The organism is Methanothermococcus jasoni (genome assembly GCF_049075655.1).
Lineage (GTDB): Archaea > AGJL01 > Methanococci > Methanococcales > Methanococcaceae > Methanofervidicoccus.
Genome location: NZ_CP157522.1, coordinates 877,380 through 902,666 on the forward strand (window position 1 = coordinate 877,380; position 25,287 = coordinate 902,666).

Annotated in this window: 25 protein-coding genes; 14 read left to right on the forward strand and 11 right to left on the reverse strand. The window is 31.8% G+C overall.

Annotated elements, in window-relative coordinates; genetic code table 11:
• The first annotated feature begins 27 nt into the window (after positions 1-27).
• The 4 genes from Mjas_RS04635 (at position 28) to flaJ (ending at position 4,590) form a co-directional block, all read left to right on the forward strand.
• A complete protein-coding gene (locus Mjas_RS04635) occupies positions 28-480 on the forward strand; it encodes a flagellar protein G (RefSeq protein WP_421077036.1) in 453 nt (150 codons plus the stop codon).
• Positions 481-501: 21 nt separating this feature from the next.
• Positions 502-1,194 carry an ATPase domain-containing protein gene (locus tag Mjas_RS04640; protein WP_421077037.1) on the forward strand — a complete coding sequence of 231 codons (693 nt, stop codon included), beginning with the start codon at positions 502-504 and terminating at the stop codon, positions 1,192-1,194.
• Positions 1,195-1,257: 63 nt separating this feature from the next.
• Complete coding sequence (locus tag Mjas_RS04645; protein WP_421077038.1) at positions 1,258-2,892, forward strand: type II/IV secretion system ATPase subunit; 1,635 nt, start codon at positions 1,258-1,260, stop codon at positions 2,890-2,892.
• 18 nt (positions 2,893-2,910) lie between these two features.
• A complete protein-coding gene (gene flaJ / locus Mjas_RS04650; protein WP_421077039.1) occupies positions 2,911-4,590 on the forward strand; it encodes an archaellar assembly protein FlaJ in 1,680 nt (559 codons plus the stop codon).
• Positions 4,591-4,616: 26 nt separating this feature from the next.
• Here flaJ and Mjas_RS04655 read toward each other — a convergent pair whose 3' ends face one another.
• On the reverse strand, positions 4,617-5,456 hold the full coding sequence (locus Mjas_RS04655; RefSeq protein ID WP_421077040.1) for a UbiA family prenyltransferase: 840 nt from the start codon (positions 5,454-5,456) through the stop codon (positions 4,617-4,619).
• Between the two features lie 93 nt (positions 5,457-5,549).
• Between Mjas_RS04655 and Mjas_RS04660 the strand changes: the two genes are divergently transcribed.
• Positions 5,550-6,380 (forward strand): TIM barrel protein, encoded by an 831-nt coding sequence (locus tag Mjas_RS04660; protein WP_421077041.1) that lies wholly within the window; start codon positions 5,550-5,552, stop codon positions 6,378-6,380.
• Positions 6,381-6,412: 32 nt separating this feature from the next.
• Here Mjas_RS04660 and glmS read toward each other — a convergent pair whose 3' ends face one another.
• Positions 6,413-8,275 carry a glutamine--fructose-6-phosphate transaminase (isomerizing) gene (glmS, locus tag Mjas_RS04665; RefSeq protein WP_421077042.1) on the reverse strand — a complete coding sequence of 621 codons (1,863 nt, stop codon included), beginning with the start codon at positions 8,273-8,275 and terminating at the stop codon, positions 6,413-6,415.
• A gap of 111 nt (positions 8,276-8,386) precedes the next feature.
• On the opposite strand from glmS, the gene Mjas_RS04670 reads away from it, so the two are divergent.
• The gene (locus Mjas_RS04670; protein ID WP_421077043.1) at positions 8,387-8,845 is read left to right on the forward strand and encodes a UPF0179 family protein; all 459 of its coding nucleotides are present in this window, start codon (positions 8,387-8,389) and stop codon (positions 8,843-8,845) included.
• Between the two features lie 60 nt (positions 8,846-8,905).
• Here Mjas_RS04670 and Mjas_RS04675 read toward each other — a convergent pair whose 3' ends face one another.
• The 4 genes from Mjas_RS04675 to Mjas_RS04690 all read right to left on the reverse strand — a co-directional run bounded on the left by Mjas_RS04675 (position 8,906) and on the right by Mjas_RS04690 (position 13,916).
• Complete coding sequence (locus tag Mjas_RS04675; protein WP_421077044.1) at positions 8,906-10,150, reverse strand: aconitase X; 1,245 nt, start codon at positions 10,148-10,150, stop codon at positions 8,906-8,908.
• A gap of 35 nt (positions 10,151-10,185) precedes the next feature.
• A complete protein-coding gene (locus tag Mjas_RS04680; protein WP_421077045.1) occupies positions 10,186-11,169 on the reverse strand; it encodes a radical SAM protein in 984 nt (327 codons plus the stop codon).
• A 75-nt stretch (positions 11,170-11,244) separates the two neighbouring features.
• On the reverse strand, positions 11,245-12,459 hold the full coding sequence (locus tag Mjas_RS04685; RefSeq protein WP_421077046.1) for an NAD(P)-binding protein: 1,215 nt from the start codon (positions 12,457-12,459) through the stop codon (positions 11,245-11,247).
• Between the two features lie 230 nt (positions 12,460-12,689).
• Positions 12,690-13,916: a proteasome-activating nucleotidase gene (locus Mjas_RS04690; RefSeq protein ID WP_421077047.1), complete on the reverse strand. Its 1,227-nt coding sequence runs from the start codon at positions 13,914-13,916 to the stop codon at positions 12,690-12,692.
• A 229-nt stretch (positions 13,917-14,145) separates the two neighbouring features.
• On the opposite strand from Mjas_RS04690, the gene Mjas_RS04695 reads away from it, so the two are divergent.
• Positions 14,146-14,625, forward strand: a complete 480-nt coding sequence (locus Mjas_RS04695; RefSeq protein WP_421077048.1) for a multiprotein bridging factor aMBF1 — start codon at positions 14,146-14,148, stop codon at positions 14,623-14,625.
• Positions 14,626-14,651: 26 nt separating this feature from the next.
• On the opposite strand, the gene Mjas_RS04700 is transcribed toward Mjas_RS04695, so the two are convergent.
• The 3 genes from Mjas_RS04700 to Mjas_RS04710 all read right to left on the reverse strand — a co-directional run bounded on the left by Mjas_RS04700 (position 14,652) and on the right by Mjas_RS04710 (position 16,994).
• Positions 14,652-15,440, reverse strand: a complete 789-nt coding sequence (locus Mjas_RS04700; protein ID WP_421077049.1) for an isopentenyl phosphate kinase — start codon at positions 15,438-15,440, stop codon at positions 14,652-14,654.
• A 289-nt stretch (positions 15,441-15,729) separates the two neighbouring features.
• Positions 15,730-16,716: an RNA-guided endonuclease InsQ/TnpB family protein gene (locus tag Mjas_RS04705; RefSeq protein WP_421078572.1), complete on the reverse strand. Its 987-nt coding sequence runs from the start codon at positions 16,714-16,716 to the stop codon at positions 15,730-15,732.
• On the reverse strand, positions 16,713-16,994 hold the full coding sequence (locus tag Mjas_RS04710; protein WP_421077050.1) for a hypothetical protein: 282 nt from the start codon (positions 16,992-16,994) through the stop codon (positions 16,713-16,715). Before Mjas_RS04710 ends, Mjas_RS04705 begins: the two co-directional genes overlap by 4 nt.
• A gap of 288 nt (positions 16,995-17,282) precedes the next feature.
• Here Mjas_RS04710 and Mjas_RS04715 point away from each other — a divergent pair, with 288 nt between their 5' ends.
• The 7 genes from Mjas_RS04715 (at position 17,283) to wtpA (ending at position 23,293) form a co-directional block, all read left to right on the forward strand.
• On the forward strand, positions 17,283-18,683 hold the full coding sequence (locus Mjas_RS04715; protein WP_421077051.1) for a lactaldehyde dehydrogenase: 1,401 nt from the start codon (positions 17,283-17,285) through the stop codon (positions 18,681-18,683).
• 73 nt (positions 18,684-18,756) lie between these two features.
• Positions 18,757-19,509, forward strand: a complete 753-nt coding sequence (locus tag Mjas_RS04720; RefSeq protein WP_421077052.1) for a biotin--[acetyl-CoA-carboxylase] ligase — start codon at positions 18,757-18,759, stop codon at positions 19,507-19,509.
• Between the two features lie 67 nt (positions 19,510-19,576).
• Positions 19,577-20,194: an MBL fold metallo-hydrolase gene (locus Mjas_RS04725; protein WP_421077053.1), complete on the forward strand. Its 618-nt coding sequence runs from the start codon at positions 19,577-19,579 to the stop codon at positions 20,192-20,194.
• 24 nt (positions 20,195-20,218) lie between these two features.
• Positions 20,219-20,884, forward strand: coding sequence for a 2-phospho-L-lactate guanylyltransferase (gene cofC / locus Mjas_RS04730; RefSeq protein WP_421077054.1), 666 nt, complete (start codon positions 20,219-20,221; stop codon positions 20,882-20,884).
• A gap of 75 nt (positions 20,885-20,959) precedes the next feature.
• The gene (locus Mjas_RS04735) at positions 20,960-21,241 is read left to right on the forward strand and encodes an MTH1187 family thiamine-binding protein (RefSeq protein ID WP_421077055.1); all 282 of its coding nucleotides are present in this window, start codon (positions 20,960-20,962) and stop codon (positions 21,239-21,241) included.
• Between the two features lie 230 nt (positions 21,242-21,471).
• The gene (locus tag Mjas_RS04740; protein ID WP_421077056.1) at positions 21,472-21,954 is read left to right on the forward strand and encodes a 4Fe-4S binding protein; all 483 of its coding nucleotides are present in this window, start codon (positions 21,472-21,474) and stop codon (positions 21,952-21,954) included.
• 256 nt (positions 21,955-22,210) lie between these two features.
• Positions 22,211-23,293, forward strand: coding sequence for a tungstate ABC transporter substrate-binding protein WtpA (gene wtpA, locus Mjas_RS04745; RefSeq protein ID WP_421077057.1), 1,083 nt, complete (start codon positions 22,211-22,213; stop codon positions 23,291-23,293).
• A gap of 39 nt (positions 23,294-23,332) precedes the next feature.
• Here wtpA and Mjas_RS04750 read toward each other — a convergent pair whose 3' ends face one another.
• Together Mjas_RS04750 and wtpB are read right to left on the reverse strand one after the other, a co-directional pair.
• Positions 23,333-24,271, reverse strand: coding sequence for an ATP-binding cassette domain-containing protein (locus tag Mjas_RS04750; RefSeq protein ID WP_421077058.1), 939 nt, complete (start codon positions 24,269-24,271; stop codon positions 23,333-23,335).
• Positions 24,272-24,350: 79 nt separating this feature from the next.
• A complete protein-coding gene (gene wtpB / locus Mjas_RS04755) occupies positions 24,351-25,151 on the reverse strand; it encodes a tungstate ABC transporter permease WtpB (protein WP_421077059.1) in 801 nt (266 codons plus the stop codon).
• Positions 25,152-25,287 lie beyond the last annotated feature (136 nt).

The following is a 25,287-nucleotide window of genomic DNA, read 5'->3' on the forward strand; positions in this document are numbered from 1 at the left end:
TATTGTTGATTATTATTAGGTGATTTAATGGCATCCAATGTGTTCTCAGAAATAATTATATTCGTCAGCGTTTTAATAATTGCTGCTGCTGTTTCTGGGATTCTAGCAACCACTACTCATAAACTATCTCTTGGGATGAATAATAAGGGAGATATACTTTCGTCAAAACTATCTCAGGATTTCGAAATAATTAATGACCCTGGAGATGTCCCAAGGAATCAGTCAACAGGCATTATTTCCATATATATAAAAAATACTGGAAAAACGCCAATAACATTCAATAAGGGAGTTTTAACAGTTCTCATTGATGGAGAAGTTAAATCTATAAATTCCACGGCGATAGTGGATAGTACATCAGAGGTATTAAATCCATCAATGGTTGGTAAAATTGATGTTAATTATAACACAACAGGATACCATAGAATAAAAGTGGTTTCTGAAAATGGAGTAGCTAGGACATTGAAGGTAGAGATTCAATGACGGCATATATCTGGTGATTTTATGAAGCTTGCAAGAATCGAACTTAGTAGGGATGATATTCATAAAAGGTTGGGTGGGGGCATCCCATACGGGAGTATAATCCTTATTGAGGGGGAAGAATCTACTGGAAAATCAATAATTGCTCAAAGATTAGCTTATGGTTTTTTACAAAACGCTCACTCTGTTACGTATATTTCAACACAATTAACAACATTGGAGTTTGTAAAGCAAATGATGTCATTAAATTACAATATAAATAAAAAACTTTTGAGCGGAGTTTTACTGTACATTCCAGTATATCCATTAATATCTGATAATCTTCAAAAGGAAGATTTTATAAAAAAACTTATGGAAACAAGGACATTTTATGAAAAAGATGTTGTAATATATGACACCATATCATCCCTTATAGTAAATGATGCAAGCGATATTAAGGTGAATGATTTAATAGCTTTTTTTAAAAGAATAGCAGCTATGAATAAGATTGTAATTTACACCATAAATCCAAAAGAACTACCTGAATCTGTTTTAACATTATTTAGAACAGCTGCTACAATGGTATTCAAAACTGAAATTTACACATTTGGAGGGAGTGTTAAAAACCTTGTAAGAGTTGAAAAATACAATTTAGCAAGGGGCCCATATCAAAAAACCATGGTATTCAGAGTGGAACCTAATTTAGGTATTGCAGTAGAGATATCATCCGTAGCATAAAACGTATGATTGTATGGCTATATAACAACAGTAATTTAGTATTATAAATATAAGGTGATAGAAATGGCAGATGAGTTTAAAACCAGTATGGAAAGAAATCCTCATTTGCGTAAGTATGTGGATAACTTCAAAAAAACCTATTTAAAAATGCCTGAGTTCATGGTGAGCTTATCGAGGGATTTAAAAGAACTTAAATATCCAAATATTCTTTATCCGATTGGTGATCCATTATTTATTCATATATTTGGAACCCATGATGTTAAGACAAAGTATATAGTTATAGAGCCGAGGTTGGAAACCCTAGATGAAAAATTAACTTATAAAATGATAATGGATAAACTTTTAGAATATGCTCCTTATGCGGATTCTCCTGAAAGTGATGAAGAATTTGGAAAAATACTAACCGACTTATTTAACAAAACAACCAAGGTCGTCGAGAGTAAAAAAAAGGGCAAAAAATTCTTTAATTTTCTAAATGCTGGAAAAATTGAAATTACAAAACCTGAAAGGGATAAATACTTATATTTATTAAAAAGAGATTTGATAGGATTGGGCGTGCTTGAACCTATTAAACGAGACCCTTATATCGAGGATATACACGTAATAGGCTCAAATGGCTGTCAGCTTGTTCATAAGATATTCGACATGCTCCCTACAAATATTAGGTGGGAAAATGACATCGAACTTTCAAACTATTTAAAAAATATGTGTGAAAGGATAGGACGACCAGTTTCTGATGCAAACCCTGTTGTTGATGGTTCCCTTCCAGACGGTTCGAGGATAAATATTATTTATTCAACAGACGTTTCATTGAAAGGTCCTTCATTCACTATTAGGAAATTTACAGACGTTCCAATAAGTATTACTCAAATTATCAGCTGGGGGACAATGTCTGCTCAAACTGCGGCATATTTATGGCTTTGCTTGGAATATGGTATGAGTATCTTTATTTGTGGGGAGACTGCATCAGGTAAAACCACAACATTAAATGCCATATTACCATTTATTAAACCAAAATCGAAGGTATTTTCTTGTGAGGATACTGCCGAGGTTAAACCACCTCAGCCAGTATGGCAACAGCTGCTGACAAGAGAAAGAGGGCCTGAAGAAAGTAGAGTTACACTGTTCGATTTATTGAGGGCTGCACTGAGGTCTAGACCTAACTATATTATTGTTGGGGAGATAAGGAGTGTTGAAGGTGCAGTGGCATTCCAAGCAATGCAGACAGGACACCCGGTATTATCAACATTCCACGCTGCAAATGTTAGGAAAATGATTCAAAGATTGAATGGGGACCCAATTAATATTCCACTAACATTCATGGACAACCTCCATGTGGCATTATTTCAGCTCGCAGTATACAGTAGAGGTAAGTTTTTAAGAAGAGTCGTAAGTATTGAAGAAATTGAAGGTTATTATAAAGAAGTAGATGGAGTAATAACAAGAGGGGTATTTGAATGGGACCCTCAAAATGATAAACACAACTTTACAGGACTTAACAACAGTTATATTCTTGAAGATAAAATTGCAAAGGTAGCTGGCTACGATGACCCAAGGGAGATATATGATGAATTAAATTTACGGACCAGAATACTTGAAGAAATGATAGCAAGAGGCATGTTTGGATATTATGAGGTTTTAGATGTAATATGGAATTTTTATGAAAAAGGATTGGAGGGGCTCCCATTCCCTATCTGAGGTAATTGAGGTGATTTTATGTTCCTAGATATTCTATCCCGTGTGGGATTAAAGCCTAGAGATTATTTATTAAAATATGTCCTGCCTTCAATTATTCTCTCCATCATTTTAGTAGCCGTGGGAATAACTTATTTTTCAGGATACATACGATTGTTAGTATTGCTTATTCCAGTATTAATTTTGGGCAGTGCCATAGGTTATCCCTATATAGAATTAGATAACCAAAAAAACCAGATAAACGAAAAACTCCACATATTTATAACAAAATTCGGTGTCTTATCAATAACTGATTTAGACAGAAAGGAGCTCATGAAAATTCTTGCTAATGAAAAGGAAGAGCTCGGACAATTAGCCAATGAATCGAAAAAAATATATGTATTAATAAAAAGATGGAATCAATCACTTGCTGAAGCTTGCAGATTCTTAGCACATAGAACTCCAAGTAGTGAGTTTTCAGATTTTTTAGATAGGATGGCATATTCAATAGATAGTGGTGAAGAGCTCAAAGATTTCTTAGCAAAGGAGCAGTCCATAGTTATGAATGATTATGCTGCATTTTATAAGAGGTCATTATATTCATTGGACATGTTTAAAGAAATGTATATTAGTGCAATTACATCTCTTGCATTTTTTGTAACTTTTGCAGTTATCGCTCCGTTCATAGCACCTTATAATTTTGTGACTACGGTCACTATGGCATTGTTGGGATTTATTATAGCAGAGGTATGTTTGGTGTATATTATTAAAAGTAAAATGCCCGCAGATAGATTATGGCATACTGGTGAGAAGCCAACTCCTGTGGATTTAAAACTTAGGAAGTATTTGATAATCTCAATAATTTTAACCATAATAACTCTGGGCGTTCTTATTTGGGGGAAATATTTTGCAGGAATTCCAAAAATAGCTGCAATTCCATATCAGATAATATTTGCTGCTGGATTTACACCACTTCTAATCGGCGGATATATCGCTAAAAGAGAGGAGAGTTTGGTTATAAGAAAAGAATATAACTTTCCAGATTTTTTAAGGTCACTGGGTGATTCAGTCAGTGCAAAAGGCGGAGGTATGGAGGATTCTTTAAAGTATTTGTCATCACATGATTTTGGTCCATTGACAAAGGATTTAGAACGACTTTATAAAAGGATATCTATAAGAATCGATAACAATAAAGCATGGAGACTTTTTGGTTTTGAAACATGTAGTTATTTGATACAGTTGTTTTCCGAAATGTTTGAAAGATGTACATTTTTGGGGGGAGACCCTGGAAAAGCTTCTGAAATCATAGGAAATAATTTTCGTAAAATAATTAATTTAAGAAAATCAAAATATCAAAGTGTTGAACAATTTACTGCTATAATGTATGGATTGGGAGGAGGTCTTGCTCTTGCATTATATACCTCTTATGGAGTAGCACATATGGTAAATAGCTTATATACTTCTCTTGAAATCCCTGAGGCGATGATTAGCGTTATAAATATTATGGCACCCGGTGATTTATCGATAATATCCTATCTAATGTATGCTTGTCTGGCAATATATGCTTTAATTTCAGGATATATGATAAAAATAATGGATGGCGGACACCCACAAGTTATGTTGATGCATTTTACAATAATACTCTGGATAGTTTCTATTGTGTCATATGTCACTGAGCTCATAATAAATAAAGTATTGGGTGTAGGTATCCCATTGTTCTAATACCTTTTTAGTTTTTTAGTTTGCGTTTATTTTAGAATTGAACCTATAATAAAGCACAAAAGCACCAAATTCATTATGTATTTTATATTTTTTGATGATTTTTTAGCACCCTCTTTTGAAGGAGCTCCCAACAATTTAACAATCGAGTATATAAACAGTATATCGCATAAAATTATTCCAAATAAATAAACATCCCCAAAGATTCCCATAATGTATGGCAATGGGCTCAATACAACAGCCGTAATTAAAAAAATACCTGCAACATATAGGGATTTTTTGCCGTATTTTATAGGGAGGGACATCACTCCTTCTTTTAAGTCTCCTTCAATATCTTCAAAATCTTTTATTATTTCTCTGCTCCATGTTGCAAACATTGCACATAGGAATAAAATTAATGTAATTCCAATATTATTAACTGAGGCACCACCAAATACAAATACTGAGCCAGTGAGGTATGCAACTATTAAATTCCCAATTATTTTGTTTCTTTTGTATTTTTTAGCATACAGATACAATGCAAGTGCGTTAATAATTGCTATAACAAAACATACTTTATTGAACATTGAAAGCAATAAGCCGATAGCCACCAACAACCATGAAAATATTTTTGCATTTTTTAAGGATATTTTATTTGATGGAAGTGGTCTAAATGGTTTGTTTATTCTATCGATTTCAATATCGTATATATCATTAAGTGCATTTCCAAATCCGCAGATTAAAAACACAACCAACGATGCAGTTAAAATATAATGAATCAAATCAAAGTTAAAACCCGAAGCTATTAAACCACCAGCAACAGTTCCAAAAGATGCGGTTAAACAATTTTTTGCCCTTACTAATTCCATATAATATTTTAAATTTTTCATACTACCACAAGTTTATTTAAATAGTTTTGTTTTATTACTAATCATACTAAACTACATAACATTATCTTGTTTTATAAATTTTTATGTGATATTATGTTAAACTTTGGAACAGCTGGAATACCAATAAATGTAAAACCAAGAACTACAAAAGGAGCCTTTGATTTTTTAAAAAAGATAGCCTTAAATGCTATGGAAATAGAATTTGTAAGAGGAGTTAATATAAAAGAGGAAAAAGCAGAGGAGTTAAAAAATTATTCAAATGATATAATATTAAGTGTTCACGCCCCATACTATATAAACCTAAATGCAAAGGAGCAGGAAAAGATTGAAAACAGCATTAATAGAATAGTAAATTCGGCAAAGATAATAAGCATCTTTGGAAAAAACTCTCAAAAAAATAAAAATGTGGTTTTTCATCCAGGATATTATCTTAAAATGGATAAAAATGAGGTATATAAGACTATGCTTAAAAACATTGGTAGAATGGTAGAATACTTAAATGAAAATAAAATAAATGCAATGTTGAGACCAGAGACCACTGGAAAGATAAGTCAGTTTGGGAGTATTGAGGAGCTCCTATCATTATCAGAAGAACTAAGTATATTGCCGTGTATTGACTTTGCACACATATATGCAAGAAGTTTGGGAAGAATAAACGACTATAATTCATTTTATAAGATAATGGAAAATATGGAGAATAAATTGGGAAAAAGAGCAATAAACGACATGCACATCCATATATCTGGAATTGAATTTGGAAAAGGAGGGGAAAAGAACCATCTGCCATTGGATGCTTCTAATTTTAATTATAAGGAGGTTTTAAAAGTATTGAAGGATTTCAATGCAAAGGGAACTGTTATATGTGAAAGTCCAAGGATGGAGTATGATGCACTGATTTTAAAGAGAATGTATGGTGAGCTCTAACTTCACCTGTCAAAAAGTATAAAAATTTTAATTTATTCAACTGTGACGCTCTTTGCAAGCCCTCTTGGTTTATCCACATCTCTACCGAGCTCCACAGCTTTATAGTATGCCAACAGCTGACAGGCGGGGGCATAAACAAAAGGACTTACCTCTTCCATCACATCAGGTATTTTTATTAGGTAGTCAACTATATCAACATTTACAGGAGATATTCCTACAACTTTTCCATTCCGTGCCTTTATCTCTTCAATATTTGAGATTACTGAATTAAACAGGTTTGAATTTGATGGAGGAACAAGTGCAACAGTATCCATATTTTCATCGATTAATGATATTGTTCCGTGTTTCAAAAATCCACTACTCATGCCCTCAGCATGTAAGTATGTAATTTCTTTAAATTTCAGAGCTCCTTCCAATGCATTTGGTAGATTTATCCCCTTCGATATAAAGAGGTAGTTTTTAGCGGTTAGGTTTTTGGATATATTTTTTATATTCTCCCTTTCATTTTCATTTATAACTTCTTTTATATATTCTGGAATATTTTCAAGTTCTTTTCTATATATGCCCATGTCTTTTCCAATTACCTCCCCATACTCAATAAATAATCTATACAATATCATCAATTGAGACATGTAGGTTTTTGTTGCACAGACCGATATTTCAATACCTGAGCCCATCATAATAGTAATATCTGCCTCCCTTGTTGCTGTGGAACCTAAAACATTTACTATTGTAGCAGTTTTTGCCCCCTTTTCTTTTGCATATTTTATTGCTTTTATCGTGTCGTATGTTTCACCGCTTTGAGTAATTCCTATTACGAGGGTGTTTTCATCAACTATACCTTTTATTAGAAACTCCGATGAATCACAAGGTATTATCAATTTATTTAATTTTGAAAACCAGTATTCTGCAACCATTAAAGCATGAAGTGAAGTCCCCATTGCAATGATATATATTTTATCGTGATTATGTAGTGCTTTTGCGAGCTCTTTTATTTCATCATTGCATATTTTGGATGAGTTTTTAATTACCTCCGGCTCCTCCATAATCTCTTTTAACATAAAATGCTCGTATCCCCCTTTTTCTGCACTTTCAATATCCCATTCTATTATAGTTTTTTCTCTTTTGTCTGTAATGTCTTCATTGTTGTTGTATATGGTGTAGGATATTACATTATTATTTTTATTTTTAGTTTTATCTTTATCCTTATCGTTATTATTACCTTCTTTTCTTAAAACTACCATATCTCCATCTTTCAAAGGTATAATTTCCTTTGTCCATTCTAAAAATGCCGAAATGTCGCTTCCCAAAAAGCATTCATCCTCCTTTACTCCAAGAATAAGTGGGTTTTCGTTTCTTAATCCAATAAGCAAGTTTGGGAAGTTTTTATTTAATATTAAAAATGCATAAGTGCCGTCCAATTTTTTTATGGCATCTTTAATAGCATTTATATAATCTTCTTCTGATGGGCTTTCATATTTTTTTAATTCCTCTTCAATTAAGTGAGGTATTACTTCGGTATCAGTCTGTGATTTAAACACATGCCCTTTTTTTATCAGCATATCCTTTAATTCTTTGTAGTTGGAAATTATTCCGTTATGAACAACACAGATTTCATTTTTACAATCAGAATGAGGATGGGCGTTTTCTTTTGATACATTCCCATGTGTTGCCCACCTATTATGACTTATAGCGACACATCCATCCACTCCCAAAAAATCCTCCTTCTTAGCAACCTCCTCCACTTTTCCAATATTCTTTTTTATAATTAAATTATCATTGTCAATTATTCCAATACCACAGCTGTCATATCCCCTATATTCCAATCTTTTTAGTCCTTTTAATAATATTTCAGACGCCATTCTGTTTCCAATATATCCAATTATGCCGCACATTTTTACACCATATAATAAAAAATTAAATTAAATAAAAATAACTATATTTTTATAATATATTCTTTAAATATTTACATTATTTTTTAGTATTATATAATTTTTGGTGAGATTATGAAAAAAAGGATTACATTAATTGGTAGTAAAATAGCAAAAACTGGAAATGAATTTGTTTATTATGGTTTATTAAAAGAATGCGAATCATGTAGATTCAAAAAAATTTGCCATGATGGGATGGTAGTGGGGAAGAGGTATAAAATTGTTAGTGTGAGGTCAGCAAATCATCCATGTGAGATTCATGAAAGTGGGGTCAAAGTTGTGGAGATAGAGCCTGCAAAGGATATTGTTATGTTGGTAGAGTCAAGAAAAGCATTGGATGGTCTTACACTATCCCATAGGGATATACAATGTAATAATATACTCTGTGAGAATTATATGTTATGTCATCCAGAGGGCGTCTATAATAAATATAAAATATTAAAAGTATTTGATGAAAAGATAAAATGTCCAAAAGGATATTCATTAAAAAAAGTGACGGTATCGCCAATTGATGATGGCAATCATGAGGAATAGTTCTACATTTATATCCCTTTTTTATCTATTTTCTATTTTCATATCAGTTATAAATCAGATTTATATTCCTTTTTTTAATATATCTATCGTATCCCCATAAATTACATTACTATTGCAAAAATTGGGGAGGTATTTTGCAGCTTTTCCAGAATTGGTGGCAATATTTTTATAACCCATATCCTCAACTGGTGCCACAACCATACAAGTATCACATACGATTTTTCCACCGGCATTTTCTATAATATCTGTATATCCCATCCTATCGGCTATCGATTTTATATGAATTGATGTGCATATCCATAAATCACATTTAAATCTATTATTTTTATTTAGGTTATTTTTTAATATAAAATCTACAACTTCCGTTATCTCTTCTAAACTACAATGTGGGCATCCTATACATATTAAATCAGGGCATTCAGCAGAATTTAGAGATTCGTATTCATTTTTAATATCATCATCTGTTATGGTTATTTTTTCGATTTCTTTATAGTTACTTTCTTCAATTTTTCCCATTACAATTTTAGCCTCTGGTGTAATGTTCTCGACATGATACAGTGCAACACCACCACTTGCAGCAAGGGATGCTCCAAGGCCTTTTAATTTGTAGGATTTGTATGAGCTCACATCATCAATATCCAATTTTTTAAATTTAAAGTATGGAACTCCATTTTTTACAATCTTTCCAACGATAGAGCCCAGAGCTCCGTAATCGGATAGTTTTGTTATTTCCGCATCCACCTCAATTATATGTGTGGGAATTCTATTTTCATCAAGATGGTATCCATAATATGGGGTTTTTCCAAGTATGGCAGAAGCCAGTGCAGATGGTCCTCCCTCACGGTTTGTCCGAGCTCCGATAATTGAATTTGCATAGGATACCGCAGAGGATTCAGCCCATGAAATGTGGGAACCAAATATGGGAACATTTCCAGATAAATAAGGTGTGCATGTGCATCCTATTTCTATGCTCATTTTTTTAAAGCACTCAATCACTTCAAGTTGTTTTTTTGCAAACTCTTTTGGGAATCCGAGCTCTACATATTTATCTAAATCCATGCCCGCAGGGTTTAGTGTTGTGGGGACGGATACTTTAATGTTGCTATTGGACATATCTTTCAGGAATTCTAAACCTTTTTCCCCTATTGTTTTATAGGATACACCAGAAACCTGTGCCGATGAGATAGGTATAAGTTTCTCTGCACCGTATATGTCTCCCAAGGACACTAAAAGGTTCATGCAGGTTTCAAGGATTTCCCCATATTCTCCGTTATATATTTTTTCCTCTTCTTTTGTGAGAAACATTATTTCACCGTTTATTATGTATTTTTAATAACTTTTTATTTTTTATATGACCTACTTTTTAATTTTCTCATGTAAAATATATTATTGTCATACTCCAATTTTATCAATTTATCCTCTTTTATTAATCTTTCTACAATATCCCAGCCAACATTTGCCTTATTTATCAGCTCTTCAACGGCTTCCTCCCTCATAGGATGAACAGAAGTAATAGACAGTAAATCCTCCTCGATATTTCCAGAATATGCGAATTCGTTGCCCTCATAACCTATTAGATACTCGATTTTATCCAATCCAATAATTTTGGAAAATATTTGAAATACTCTGTTTATGGTTTCTTCATTTGCAGGTTTGATTTTTTCAGCAGGGGGTCTTATGGGGATGCTTATATAACATTTATTTGGAGACAGTTTCTTTAAAAATCTTGCAGTATCTTTTATCACTTCGTCAGTGTAGTTTATTCCGTCCAATAACATGGTTTCAGTTATTATTTTTCCCTTAAACTCTTTTTTAAACTTCAATATTCCTTCAAGAATATCATTTAGATTTAAATCTTTGTGGGGTCTATCAATTATTTTCCAGAGCTCTCCATCAACAGCATTTATTTTTAAAGAAACTAAATCAAAATCCATTAAGTCCTTTCTGACATCTTCCCTATACATTAAGGAGGTATTTGTGATTATGGCAATGGGAATATTTAATTTTTTTAACTCCTCAACTTCTTTTTTTAGATTAATATCAAGGGTAGGTTCTCCGTCTGGGACATATGTAATATAATCAATTTTCTCATTTCTATTTTTTAGATTGTTTATTCTTTTTTCAACAGATTGAATTATATCCTCTACTTTATAAAATGCTCGTCTTTTTATGGTTTTATTTAGCGTTCTCCCCACTTGGCAGTATATGCAGTCATAACTGCAAAATTTATTTGGAATGTTGTTTATTCCCAAACTTTTTCTAAGTCTTCTTGATGGAACAGGTCCAAATGCTATTTTGTCCTTATCAGCTTTGAAATATTCCATAGTTTTCCTTTTATTTTTTAGTTTTTATTTTTATTTCTTATTTTATGTTAATTTTTATTATGGCTTTTGTTATATTTATTTCGTTTTATTTACTATTTTTCCGTTAATCTCGCCAACGACCTTTAAAACACTTAAAGCAACGCCTTCAACTTCAATTCCTCCTTTCCCTTTAACCCCATCTCCAACAAGATATAGTTTATCATTAACAATAGGATTTAAATCTGTTCCATTTGAAGCATGATTCACAGGTATTTCATCTCTGTATGATTGTATGTGGAGAATTTCATAATTATTTATATTATTTTCGCTGAATAACTGTTCTATGTCATTTAAAACAATATCTATTTCATTTTTAACATTATCTTTAATCTGCGTCGCATGAGCCATTATTAAATTATATCCTTCTTTCGCAAGGTTTTTATCAACATTTGATGGACAGTTTAAACCGTTTATTCTTTCACACTCTGGCGTAAATAAAACTCCATTATGTTCTATAAATTTTTCTTTACATCCTATGGATACTTTTATGCCCTTTGAAGGGATGGGTTCCTTTCCGTTTATTATTTTTATATTGGATATATTTTCTGTTAGTTTTGGTGATAAATTGCTTATTATTATGTCAAATTCCTCGGAGTCAATATATCCTTTGTCGTTATCAATTTCTATCCTTTTAACTTCATAATTTGTAATTATTTTTCCATTATTGTTTTTTATCACTCTCACGAGCTCATCAATCACCCCCTTGCACCCACCAATGGGCATTCCAGGACCTCCAAATTTATGATAGTTCTGAGTTATTTCAAGTATTTCTTCCATTGGGGTATCATAGGCGTTTAAACTTAAAGCCCAACCTGTGAATGAGTTTCCAATATCCAATGCCAGCGGAATGTCCTCTAAAAATTCCCCAAATGATATATTTTTATCCACCCTCCCAATTTTCAAGTTGGCAGCCATTTTTAGACCTTTTATCTTATCCTTTAATCCTACGAGATTAAATATATTCTTGTATGGATGATTCTTTTTATTTACTCTAAAAAGACCATCGGGATTGGAATTCACAATATTGACATTACATCCGGCTTTATTTAACAGCTGTGCCAAATATCCATCTGCCCCGTGTGGTATCATGTGTAGAGCTCCTGTGGTAAGTTGATACCCTTGATATTCGATATTTGTAAATCTTCCACCAACAATGGGTAATTTTTCATAAATAACCACTTCGTTTTCTTTTGAAAGTAAGGCTCCTGCCAATAAACCGCCTAATCCTGCTCCAACTATTCCTATTTTCATACTATCGCCCATATTATTTAAAAAAGTAAGAAAACAATAAATAAAATAATATTAAAAATAATATTAAAATCAAAATAAGATAAAGAATTTTATCCCAAAACAGATTGGGTTCATATAAACCTATCGAACCGAATATTTACAATGAAACTTGATTTCGTCTATTTTTTAGTTTTGGGATTTTGTAGTAAAGCGGAGACTTAAAACTTCGGTTTAGTCTAATTAATATATATTTAAGCATACATCACATGTAATGGTGGTGCGTTTGCTCTGTCATCTTTCTTTTTAGCCCATACTTTTTCAATGGCTGTTAAGAAGTCGTCCATCGTTACATATTCTCTTCCGTCCCTTATGGCAAACATACCAGCTTCCGTGCATATTGCTTTTAAATCTGCACCAACACAACCTTCTGTCATTTCTGCTACCTTTTTTAAATCCACATGCTTTAAATTCATGTTTTTTGTATGGATTTTTAAGATATCCAACCTTCCCTCTTCGCTTGGTGCGGGAACCTCGATTATTCTATCGAATCTACCGGGTCTCAATATGGCAGGGTCAAGTATATCAGGTCTGTTTGTAGCGGCTATAATCTTTACATCGCCTTTTGATTCAAATCCATCCATTTCAGCAAGAAGTTGCATGAGTGTCCTCTGAACTTCCCTATCTCCACCAGTTAATGACTCTGTTCTTCTGCTTGCTACTGCATCTATTTCATCAATGAATATGATACATGGTGCTTTTTCCTTGGCTAACTTGAATACATCCCTTACAAGTTTTGCCCCCTCGCCTATGAATTTTTTAACGAGCTCGGAACCAACAATCTTTATAAATGATGCATTAGTTTCATGAGCAACTGCCTTTGCAAGAAGGGTTTTACCTGTTCCCGGAGGTCCATATAATAAAACCCCCTTAGGTGGTTCAATACCTACTTTTTCGAATAATTCGGGGTGTGTTAACGGGAGCTCTACAACTTCCTTAACTTCTTTTATCTGTTCTTCCAATCCCCCTATGTCGCTAAATGATATATCCGGTCTTTCATCAACTTCCATTGCCATTGCCCTATAATCTTTTTCCTTAGGCAAGACATCCACAACAGCCAGAGTTTGCTGATTTAAACAAACTCTTGCACCTGGAACAATTTCATCTTTATTTACGAACTGTGAGATGCTTACAAGGAAACTTGGACCTGTCGAGCTCTTTACAACTACCTTTCTATCATTTACTTTATCAATTACTGTTCCAAGTATTAATGGTGGAATTCTGAGTTTATCTAATTCTCTTTTAAGAATCTCGTTTTCTTTTTTCAACTGTGCATTTTCTCTATTTAAATCTTTATTTTCCAATTCCATCCTTAATACTTTACTCTCTAACTCCGCAATATATGTCTTTTCCTTAAATTCTTCAATATTTATTTCATTTTTCTCTTCAACATCGTCGTTCTCGTAGCTTGGAAATACCATAAGATATACCTCCATGTAAATAATAATCATGATATAATTTAAATTAATATGGTGAATAGATAATAATTATAATTATTAATAAATCAATGAAGATATATATATGTAATGGTTGAAGGCAATTACCTTCCTTTCTAAATATTATTTTATATATTTCATTAAATTAATATATCGGTAGGTATTTATAATTAATGGATGGTTATGTCATCATTATTTAAATTAGGTGAGTATTATGCAGTGTGAATTATGTGGAAAAGAAGTCAATAAACTTACACCTGTAAGGATTGAAGGTGTAGAAATGCAAGTATGTGATGAATGTGCTAAGTTTGGAGTAGCTCCAAAGAGTTATTCAAGAAAACCTAAAACAGTTCTTGGAAGGGGAGCTCCTCAAACAAAAAAGACTAATCGACCTAAAAGAGATTTATTTGATAGTTTAAAAATAATAGTAGAAGATTATGGGGATGTCATAAAAGAGGCAAGGATGAAAAAAGGAATGGATTTAAAAGAACTGGCAAAAAGGGTAGGTATCAAGGAATCAACACTTCACAAAATTGAAAGAAACGAACTGGAACCAGAAGAAAAATATGTAAAGAGATTGGAAAAAGAATTAAATATTTCATTATATGAAGAGGGAGAGCAGGATTATAATGCGAGCTCTTCAAGGGATGAATTCACATTAGGGGATTTTGTGAAGATTAAAAAAAGAAAGTAATAATGGATAATAATTATCTTATTATCTTAATTAATTTCTGTTCCCCTAACCTCTCCAATTAATGCACTATATATATTTCCTTTTTTATTTCCATTGAAGATTATTGTTTTAATACCTGAGTTATAAGATTCCATGACTTTTAAATACATTCCACCAGTGATATCGTTTTTATCAGATGGTTTTAGGTATTTTAAAACATTGTTAATATTTTCTGAATTGATTTTTTCTATAACATTGTTGTTGGAATCAAGCACGCCATCCACATCAGAAGCATGAAGGCTTAGGTTTGGTTTTAATTTTTTTGTTAGATAAGGCAGTGCATGGTCTCCTGAAAATATTTTATAATTACTCTCACCATCTAATACTATATCGCCGTGAATTACAGGAATCAAACCTCTTTTAATCATACCCTCTATTGCATAAGTGTCAAAATGGATTTCGCCTTTATCAAATGCTATAAATGAAGAAGGCTGTATAGAAACTGCTGGAATGTCATAATCATGAAGATTGTTAATTACAATATTGTTGAATTTTCTCATGGCTTTTTGAATGTCCCAGAATCCTTTTTCCATATTGTAAAATTCTTTTTTATTATTATTTTTATTATCTTTATTTAGATATTTCTTTGCGACGGGATGACCAAAAGAACCTCCGCCGTGTATAATGATTAAATTTAATTTATCATCGTTAGTATCATAATAGTCAATAGCATTTCTTATTTCCATAGAAATTCGTTCTAAATTATCCCATTTAATAGAAAAAGGAACGTTCTTATCGCATAAAATACTTCCGCCAAGTTTAAGAATCGCAAGCATGGTATCACGTTTTAGGTCATGATGTAATAGCTGATTACCATATAATTATAAATTCGTTTGTAAGAGAATTCGATACTCTAATGTGGGTATTATCAAAAAATTATGGACTTGTTCATCAAATAGTATAATAGTCAGTTGTAATGTCATGACCACGTTTTATTTTGATAGTAAGTTGATTAGTTTTATATTATAGTATAACCATACTGACATACTCCCACGACTGAAGTCGTGGGGTTCTCGCTTACGGTAGTAAGCGAGCAACGAAATCACGAAGTGATTTCGTCTAATTTTAGTAGGGTCTAACCCTACATGGGTTGCCAAGCCCACTACCCCTATCTCCGTTTAGGAGATTTAGGGCTACGCTACATGAAAATACTTTTTTCAAAATATTTAAAGCAGCATTCACATCAGCATTCAAAACCATACCACACTCACTACAAACATATAATCCTCTAAACTTCCTATTACTTTTCCTAACAACTCCACAATTACTGCAAGTTTGAGAAGTATAAGCTTCATTAACCTGTTCTACTGTTATTCCCTTTTCCTCTGCCTTATACATTATCATACTTACTAACCTACCAAAAGGTATCCTATGCAGTTTCTCATTGTTCTTTCTACCAATATCAATACTTGAAATGCCTTTGTTTAACTTGCCGATTACAATCCTTGAAACTTTGTTATCCACTGCAAAATCAACAATCATCTTACTAACCTTATGCAAATAATCCTTAGTATAATTCTTTTCTCTTACTGTTAAGCATGATAATCGTTTATTATTCTTTAACTGTTTCCGTGTTAGTTTGGGCTGTAGTTTTCCCTTTGTTTTAGCAAACCATCGGAATTTAGAAATTAACTGTCTCCCATCGTAGATTACTGCACTGCCCGTATTGGTTACTACTGTTGCTAAATTCTTAATTCCTAAATCAATACTTAGTATATTACCTTCTTTGATAGGTTCTTGAATTACTGGTTTCTTATGGATTAAGTGAAGTATGTAGTAGGTTATCCCATAGATGGTCTGCGGAACTATCTCAACTTCTTTAACCTGCGTGGTATCAAGCGGTAGAGTTTTCGATAAATCTACCCATAAGTACTTGGACTTGATAACATGCTTTTCTTTGAGATAGTTTTTAGTTTGTTTTGATAGGGATAACCTTAACTTATTGCCTATGATTTTGAAACCTTGTTTCTTCCATTTTACTGGAAAGTGTCCATCTTTTGGTTGGTATCGTGGTCTTTTAGTGTGCTGTTTGAAGTAGTTTTGCCATGCTATCGCTTGCGTAGCAAGCGAGCAACGAAAACCGAAGGTTTTCGTCTAATTGAGAGTTTTTGACATACTGCCTGTGCTGATTGTGAGTGTAGGTTTTTAAACCAGAAGTTATCCTTCATTTGAACATCTATTTTATTTGGTTCAATGTTTTGTAGTATTACTTCATAATTGGATGTATTCCAGAGTTTTGATGCTGAGTAGGTTAAATGGTTTATGATTGTTAATTGTTCATTGGTTAGTTTTCTTGTTAGGTTTATTGTCAGCACTCTGGTTACTTGCATGGAATTCACCAAATTTATATATATGCCATTATTCTAACTACACTCATATATTATATAGGGAGCATATAAAAAAATGATGTCCGCCTCTCATCCAATCTCGTAAGAGATTTTACAAAACCTTGTTTTGTATAACGATTAAAATCGTTGGAACCTTCTCGGCGGTTTATCGTAAATATATAATTAAGTATTACTTTAACGAAAATAAAAATTATAATAAAATAAAATAAATATAAAACAAAAAAACAAAAATGTGAGATAATATAAGGGAATGTAAAGAATGGTGAAAATATGTTCATAAACGGAGAATGGGTTTTAAGGGATGATTTAAAAGTAATAAATCCATACACTCTTGAAACCATTGGGAATATCACTTCACTAAGTAGAAAAGAGACAAAGGAAGCAATTAAAATAGCCGAAGAACATAAATCAGTTATGAAAAATCTTCCCCCATCGACCAGATACAGCATTTTGATGAATATAGCATCCGAAATACAGAAAAATAAGGAAAAACTGGCAAAAATTATATCCGTAGATGCTGGAAAGCCAATAAGGCAATCCATAATTGAAGTAGATAGAACCATTGGCACATTTAAATTTGCAGCATTTTATGCAAAGGAGCTCAGGGGGGAAACAATACCATTGGAAAATGGCATCATACTAACAAAAAGGGAGCCAGTGGGACTTATTGGAGCAATTACTCCTTTTAATTTCCCACTGAATTTAGTAGCTCATAAGGTAGCTCCCGCAATAGCAACAGGAAATAGTTTAGTTCTTCATCCATCATCAAAGGCTCCAATGGCGGCAATTGAATTAACAAAGATTATCGAAAAGGTTTTAAAAAGTAAAAATGTTCCATTGGGAGTATTTAACCTTTTAACTGGAATGGGGGATGTTGTAGGGGATGAAATAGTAAAAAACGATAAAATAAACATGGTTTCATTTACTGGAAGTGTGGAAGTGGGAGAATCCATTACAAAAAATGCAGGATTCAAAAAGATAACCTTAGAGCTCGGGGGCAATAATCCGATGATTGTTTTAAAGGATGGAGATATAAAAAAGGCAGTTAAATCATGTGTTAGAGGAAAATTCTTAAATTCCGGGCAGGTTTGTATATCTGTTGGAAGGGTGCTTGTTGAGGATGAAGTTGCAGATGAGTTTATAAAGGGGGTAATTGAAGAAACAAAAAAATTAAAGGTTGGCAATCCGTTGGATAGGGAAACAGATATTGGGGCACTAATAACTCCTGAAAGTGCTGAAAGAGTGGAAAATTTAATAAACCAGTCTGTTGAGGAAGGAGGAAAAATACTGTATGGTGGGAAAAGGGAAAAATCCGTCGTTTATCCAACAATTATGGATGTAAATCACGATAACATATTATCAAAAATAGAGATTTTTGCACCAGTTTTGCCTATAATTAGAATTAAAGATATGGATGAGGCATTACACTATGCAAATAATACAAAATATGGTCTTCATGCAGGTGTATTTACCAATGACATAAATAAGGCATTTAAACTTGCAGATGAGCTCGAATATGGAGGGGTTCTTATAAACAACAGCCCAACATTTAGAAGGGACAATATGCCATTTGGAGGAATCAAAAGAAGCGGAATGGGTAGAGAGGGTGTAAAATACGCCGTTGAAGAGATGAGCGAAATAAAAACAATTATCATAAACAATATACAATAACCCATATAATAACAAATATACCAATACTAACACGCATTAAACTTACTTAATTTATTTTTTATAGGGATAGCATATGGAGCTCGACATAATCCATTTAAAAGAAATTGATTCCACAAATAAATATTGCTATAAATTGGGAAAAGATGGGAAAAGAAACTTAATTGTCGTCTCAGATGTTCAGACAGGAGGCGTTGGACGACTTGAAAGAAAATGGTATTCAGATTTTGGAGGGCTTTATTTTTCCATACTTCTAGATTTAGAAGAATTTAAAAAGGAATGTAAAAATGATAATATTGGCAAATTAAATTTTTTGGGCTCATTATCTACTTATGAAACACTAAATTGTTATTTGAAAGATTTTAAAACAGTTGGATGTATTGGAATAAAATTTCCAAATGACATAATTGTCAATGTAGAAAATAAAGATAAGAAACTATCGGGAATACTGAGCGAAATAAATATAAATTATGGATTTTTAGTTTTAGGGATTGGCATAAATGTCAATAACAAAATACATGATGAAATAAAAGACATTGCCACATCATTAAAGGAATTGGAAGGAAAAGAGTTTGATAGGTTTGAAATTCTTAATAAATTTATTGATAATTTTAAAAATAACTACTATCTAAATGATGATGAGGTTTTAAAGGGATATAAAAAATATTCAAAAACCATGGGCAAATATGTTAAGGTAATCACTCCGAAAGAGGAAATTAAGGGAACGGTTTTTGATATTGATTATGGTGGTATTCATTTAGCAACAAGTGATGGAATTAAACATATATCTGTTGGTGATTGTGTTCATCTGAGGAAAGATAAAAGATAAAATAATAATATAAAGTTTAGTCAATATAGCCACTAATGAAAAGAAAATAAATAAATTTGGTGAAATTGTGATTTACAAACTAAATGGTATAGGGTATGATTCAAATACTTATTTAATAATTGGAAAAAAGAACATATTAGTAGACCCGGGAACTCCAAATACATTTAACATGTTAAAGGATGAAATTAAAAACACCGCAAAAGATATAGACTATATTATAAACACGCACTGCCATTATGACCATGCTGGAAGCGATTATTTATATGAAGAATATTTTAATGCACCAATAATAATTCACGATTTAGAAGTTGATGATTTGAAAAATAATACAAACACCACAGTATCCGCTTTATTTAATAGGGAATTGACGCCACCAAAGGAAATAATTCCTATAAGTGAGGTTTTAGGGGAATTGGAAAAATACAATATAGAGATTGTAGAAACCCCTGGGCATACAAAGGGAAGTATAAGCCTAATATACAACGATAATCTCATTACGGGAGATACATTATTTGCCTATGGCGTAGGTAGATGGGATTTTCCAACTGGAAATTTAATCGATTTACGGAGCTCAGTATCAAAACTTGAAAGAATAGCTTATGAAAGAAATATAATAAATATACTTCCGGGACATGGAGAAAAAGGAAATTTAAGTGCATTTTCAAATGCAAAACTGTTTTTATAACTATAAAATATATTAAGTGATATGATGTTCTCTGCATTGATACCAGTTTCACCGCTAAATACAGTAAAATCCAGATTAAAAAACTTTTTAACACCAGAAGAAAGAGTAGATTTAATAAAAAACATGCTTTTAGATGTCCATAGTAGCGTTAAATCAGTATGTGATAAGGTATATGTTGTAAGTAAAGATGAAGAAATGCTCGAATTCTCAAAAAAACATGGGATAATAGCAATACCTGAAAGAGAAGATATTAAAGGACTCAATGAAGCAATAGCTTATGCTTTTGAACATATAAAAGAAGATGCTGTTATGATAGTTCCTGCTGATATTCCCTTGATTAAAGAGGATGATTTGAGGGAGGTTGTAAAAAAATTGGATGAGAGCTCCGTAATAATGTGCCCATCAAGAGGAGGGGGAACAAATTTACTTCTCCTAAATCCAAAGGATGTTATTAAAACACGGTATGAAGGATTCAGTTTTTTAAAACATATTGAGGAATGCGAAAAAAATAATTTAAAGACAATAATTTATCCATCCTTTTATATTTCAATAGATATAAACACCGTTGAAGATTTAGGAGAAATTCTTATTCACGGAAAAGATACGAATACCTATAAGTATTTAAAGAGTTTGGGGATATCTGTTCTTCCAAAGCATTCATCTGCTGGAAGATTTGAAGTTATACGATAAATTATTATTGTAATTGTTAATTATTAATCATTAGTTATTGTTTATTTTTATCTTTTTTACCAAGGTGGTGATAATATGGTAGTTGCAGAAGTTAGTATAATACCGTTGGGAGAAGGTCCAAGCGTATCTAAATATGTTAAAAAGGCATTAGGGGTTTTTAAGAAGTATAATTTAAAAATAGAACCTTGTGCAATGGGAACAATATTAGAAGGGGATTTAGATGAAGTATTAAAAGCATTTAAGGAAGCACATGAAGAAGTATTAAAGGATACAACAAGAGTAGTGAGCTCACTAAAAATTGATGAAAGAAAGGACAAGGAAAATACAATAGAAAGAAAATTAAATGCCATCAAATGAGGTAATAAAAGCATTTTGCCGAGTGAGATTATTTTAACAGATTTTAATAAGCTTCTAATATTCTAGAATGGTATAAAAATACCCAAAATGATGTTGTAAGGCGAAGAGAGAATCAAATCGAAGATATATGGAAATTTTTAAATAGTTTTTATTTTTTAAGGAATATTTTAATATAAATTTTGTATATTTTATATTAATAAGTTGATATTGCATATTTTAGTGGTGGTATTATGACTCAACATATGTTGGCAGGATTAAGAGCTCTCACTGCAAAAAAACTTAGGGAAAAAGGATTAACCCATGAAGAAATTGCAAAATTGCTTAAAGTAGATAGAACAGTAATTACCCATTATTTAGCCGGTAGAATACCTGCAAAAGAAGTGGTTAAATGTGCAAAAGTTGTTGCTGAAAAGTTTTATCCAAGGGATGCAGTTCTTTTTATTAAAACTGTTTGTGATGACAAGGATATTATAAATACAATTACGGAGACGCTTATTTCTAACAATATAGATGTTGATACAGCTATTTCCAATGAGTGTAATTTATGCAAAATATGTATAGATGTGTGCCCAACAAGTGCAATAAGTGTTGGGGATAATACAATACATATTGATAAAAATAAATGTTGTGGATGTGAATTATGTCAGGAGTTATGTCCAAAAAATGCCATATTTTTAAAAATAATTAGGGATAGTAGGACTGAGTTAGGATAATATATATTTGTTTTTTCATTATTTATATCAAATAATTTTCCAAATATTCTTTTTTAATATATATTTAAATTATTATTTTTATTTCTATTTGTTCATATTTTTTATTTATTTTTTATTTTAATATTTTATGATGGCGCATTCAATATATTTAATATCCATAAATTAAATTTGTAGTAATTATATATAATTAACAAAAATTATATATAGTATATATATTCAATTTCTAACGGTGTATAAACATGCAGAGAGTGATATAATGAAAAAGCTTATTGTATATCTCATGCCTTTGTTATTTATTGGCATGATGGCTGGATGTATGGATTCAGGCACATCCACAACCACAAGTGCAACCGGAGAATCCAATAATGCAGGAGATGTTGCTAAACAATCGGAATCAAGTGCATCCAATCCAATTATATTAAAAATATTCCATGCAGGAAGTTTATCCGTTCCTTTTGGAGAATATGAAAAGATATATGAAGAAAACCATAAAAATGTAGATGTCCAAAGAGAAGCAGCAGGAAGTGTTGCATGTATTAGAAAAATAATAGACTTGAATAAAACAGCAGATGTTTTAGCATCAGCAGATTATTCCCTTATTCCAAGCATGATGATGCCAAAATATGCAGATTGGTACTTAATGATTGCAAGAAATGAACTTGTATTGGCATACACAGATAAAAGTAAATATAAAGATGAAATAAACTCAGACAACTGGTATAAAATATTAAATAGACCAGATGTTAAATTTGGATTTTCCAGTCCAAATGACGACCCATGTGGATACAGAAGTCAAATGGTTATTCAATTAGCAGAGCTCTACTACAAGAACTCAACAATATATGACGATTTAGTATTGAAAAACTCAAACTTTGAAGTTAAGGAAGAAAATGGAACATACACAATCATAGTTCCAAAAGAAATAACCGTAAATACTGATAAAGTATTTTTAAGAAGTAAAGAAACCGATTTATTAGGACCTCTTGAAGCTGGTGCCTATGATTACTTGTTTATATATAAAAGTGTTGCAAATCAGCACAATTTAAAATACATAGAGCTCCCAAAAGAAATAAATCTTGGATACTATGAATATGCTGACAACTACAAAAAAGTTAAATTAACCACAGGAGATGGAAATACTAAAACAGCAAAACCTATTGTTTATGGAATTACCGTTCCTAAAAATGCAAATCATCCAAAAGAAGGAATTGAATTTGTTAAAACAATATTGGAACACCCAGAAGTATTTGAAAACGCAGGACAGCCAGTGATTAAACCTGCGGCTGGATTTGGAAATGTCCCTGATGAGCTCAAAGGGCTTGTTGAAATGAAAGACTAATAAACTATTAATTTCTTATTTTTTATTCTTTAATTTTTATTAATTCAATAAAATGTATTTTTTAAAGGAAATAAAAACCTTATCTCCAACTTTTAAATCATTATCGTAATAAATGGATTTTATGGTGGAGGAGTTATTTAGCGATATGGTTAATTTTTTATAATGTCCAAAATCATACATTCCAGTGATTTCGCCAGCGAGCTCATCCTTGCTACTGGAATTATATTTTTTAACAATTATGTTATGTGGCTCCACTCCATATAATTTACCATTATATTTTATGACATTATATCCAAAGAACCTTGCAACTTTTTCATTTTTTGGATTGTTAAATATTTTTTCCTTATCTCCATAATCTACGATTTCCCCATTACTTACAAATACAATATTTTTCCCAAGCATTTTAGCCTCTAAAAAATCATGGGTAATATGGATTATAGGTAGGAGCTCACCTATTTTTTTTAATTCATTTATAATATTCTCCTTATTGTTTATGTCAAGGGCAGAAGTAGGTTCATCTAACAGCAATATTTTAGGGTGCAATACCAAAGCCCGAGCAAGAGCCACTCGCTGCTGTTCTCCTCCACTTAATGTAGGGGGATTACGGGACAATAATTTATCAATATTTAAAAATTCAGATATTTCTTTAATTCTTTTTTCACGCTCTAATTTTCCAAATTTTTTTAATTTTAATCCATAATCTATATTTTTATAAACTGTCATATGTGGAAATAAACCATAATTTTGAGGAACATATCCGAAATTCCTTTTTTCAGGGGGTATGTCTGTAATATCCTCTCCGTTATAATATATTCTTCCGGAATTTGGCTTTAAAATCCCTGCAATGCACTTAATAATTATAGATTTCCCTGCACCACTTGGACCAAGTAATATTGTGTAATCCTCACTTAATTTGAGATTTACATTTTTTAATTGAAATTCCTTCCAAATTTTACTGATATTTTTTAGTTCAATCATGCAGACCACATTCAGTTAATTCATTTAATTATTAGTTTTAGCAAATAAAGTAATAAGATAATCCGATTTTCTATCTATTTTATGAATCCCTATTGTTTTTAGATTGGAATATCCTTAGTATGGCAAATAATAATATGCTCACAACTATCATAATTACAGCAATAGGTTTTGATGCGCTGAGTCCATATTCGTTAAACCTATCCAATATAAGCACAGGTGCAGTTTTTGGAAAGTATGCTACAATTAAAATTGCCCCAACTTCACTAATCCCCCTGGCAAATGTAAGAATACTCCCAGAAATCAAATTATTTTTTATAAGCGGCAATGATATATTAAAAAATGTTTTTATTTGCGAAGCTCCCAAAGTTCGGGAAACATTTTCGAGCTCCTCATCAATCATGGAAAACCCATTTTTAGCACTATTTACCATAAATGGAAGTCCAGTGTATAGCATTACAACAACTATCCCCCAAAAATTATCTACAATCATAACTCCATAGTTTTTTAATACCGTTCCAATGGTAGTTCCATAAATCACCGTTAGTATCATAATACCAATTACAGAATGGGGTATTGCCATAGGTATGTCTATTATTGCCTCAATAATGTTTTTACCATTGAACTCGTATTTTGAGAGAATATATGACAACGGCACTCCAAATATTAGGGCTACTATTGTTGCCGTAAAAGCCGCCTTTAAACTAACTAATAGGGAGTTTATGACCTCTTTATCCGCAACAGCTGTTGAAATATCGCCCGGATTTAATAACATGGTAATTATGGGAATGAATATAAACAAAAATATCATTACAGATATTATTAAAAAAGATACTATAAACCAATAATTAACCATATTTTTGTTAAATGTATTCTTGAACATAATCATCAATATAATTTTTGGTAGTTTATATTGTATATTACTATATAAATATTATGTTAATTACAACTAATTAATCAATAAATTGGAATAAGCTCAAAACTCCTGATAGTGTAAGAATTATAGGCGGATTAAAATA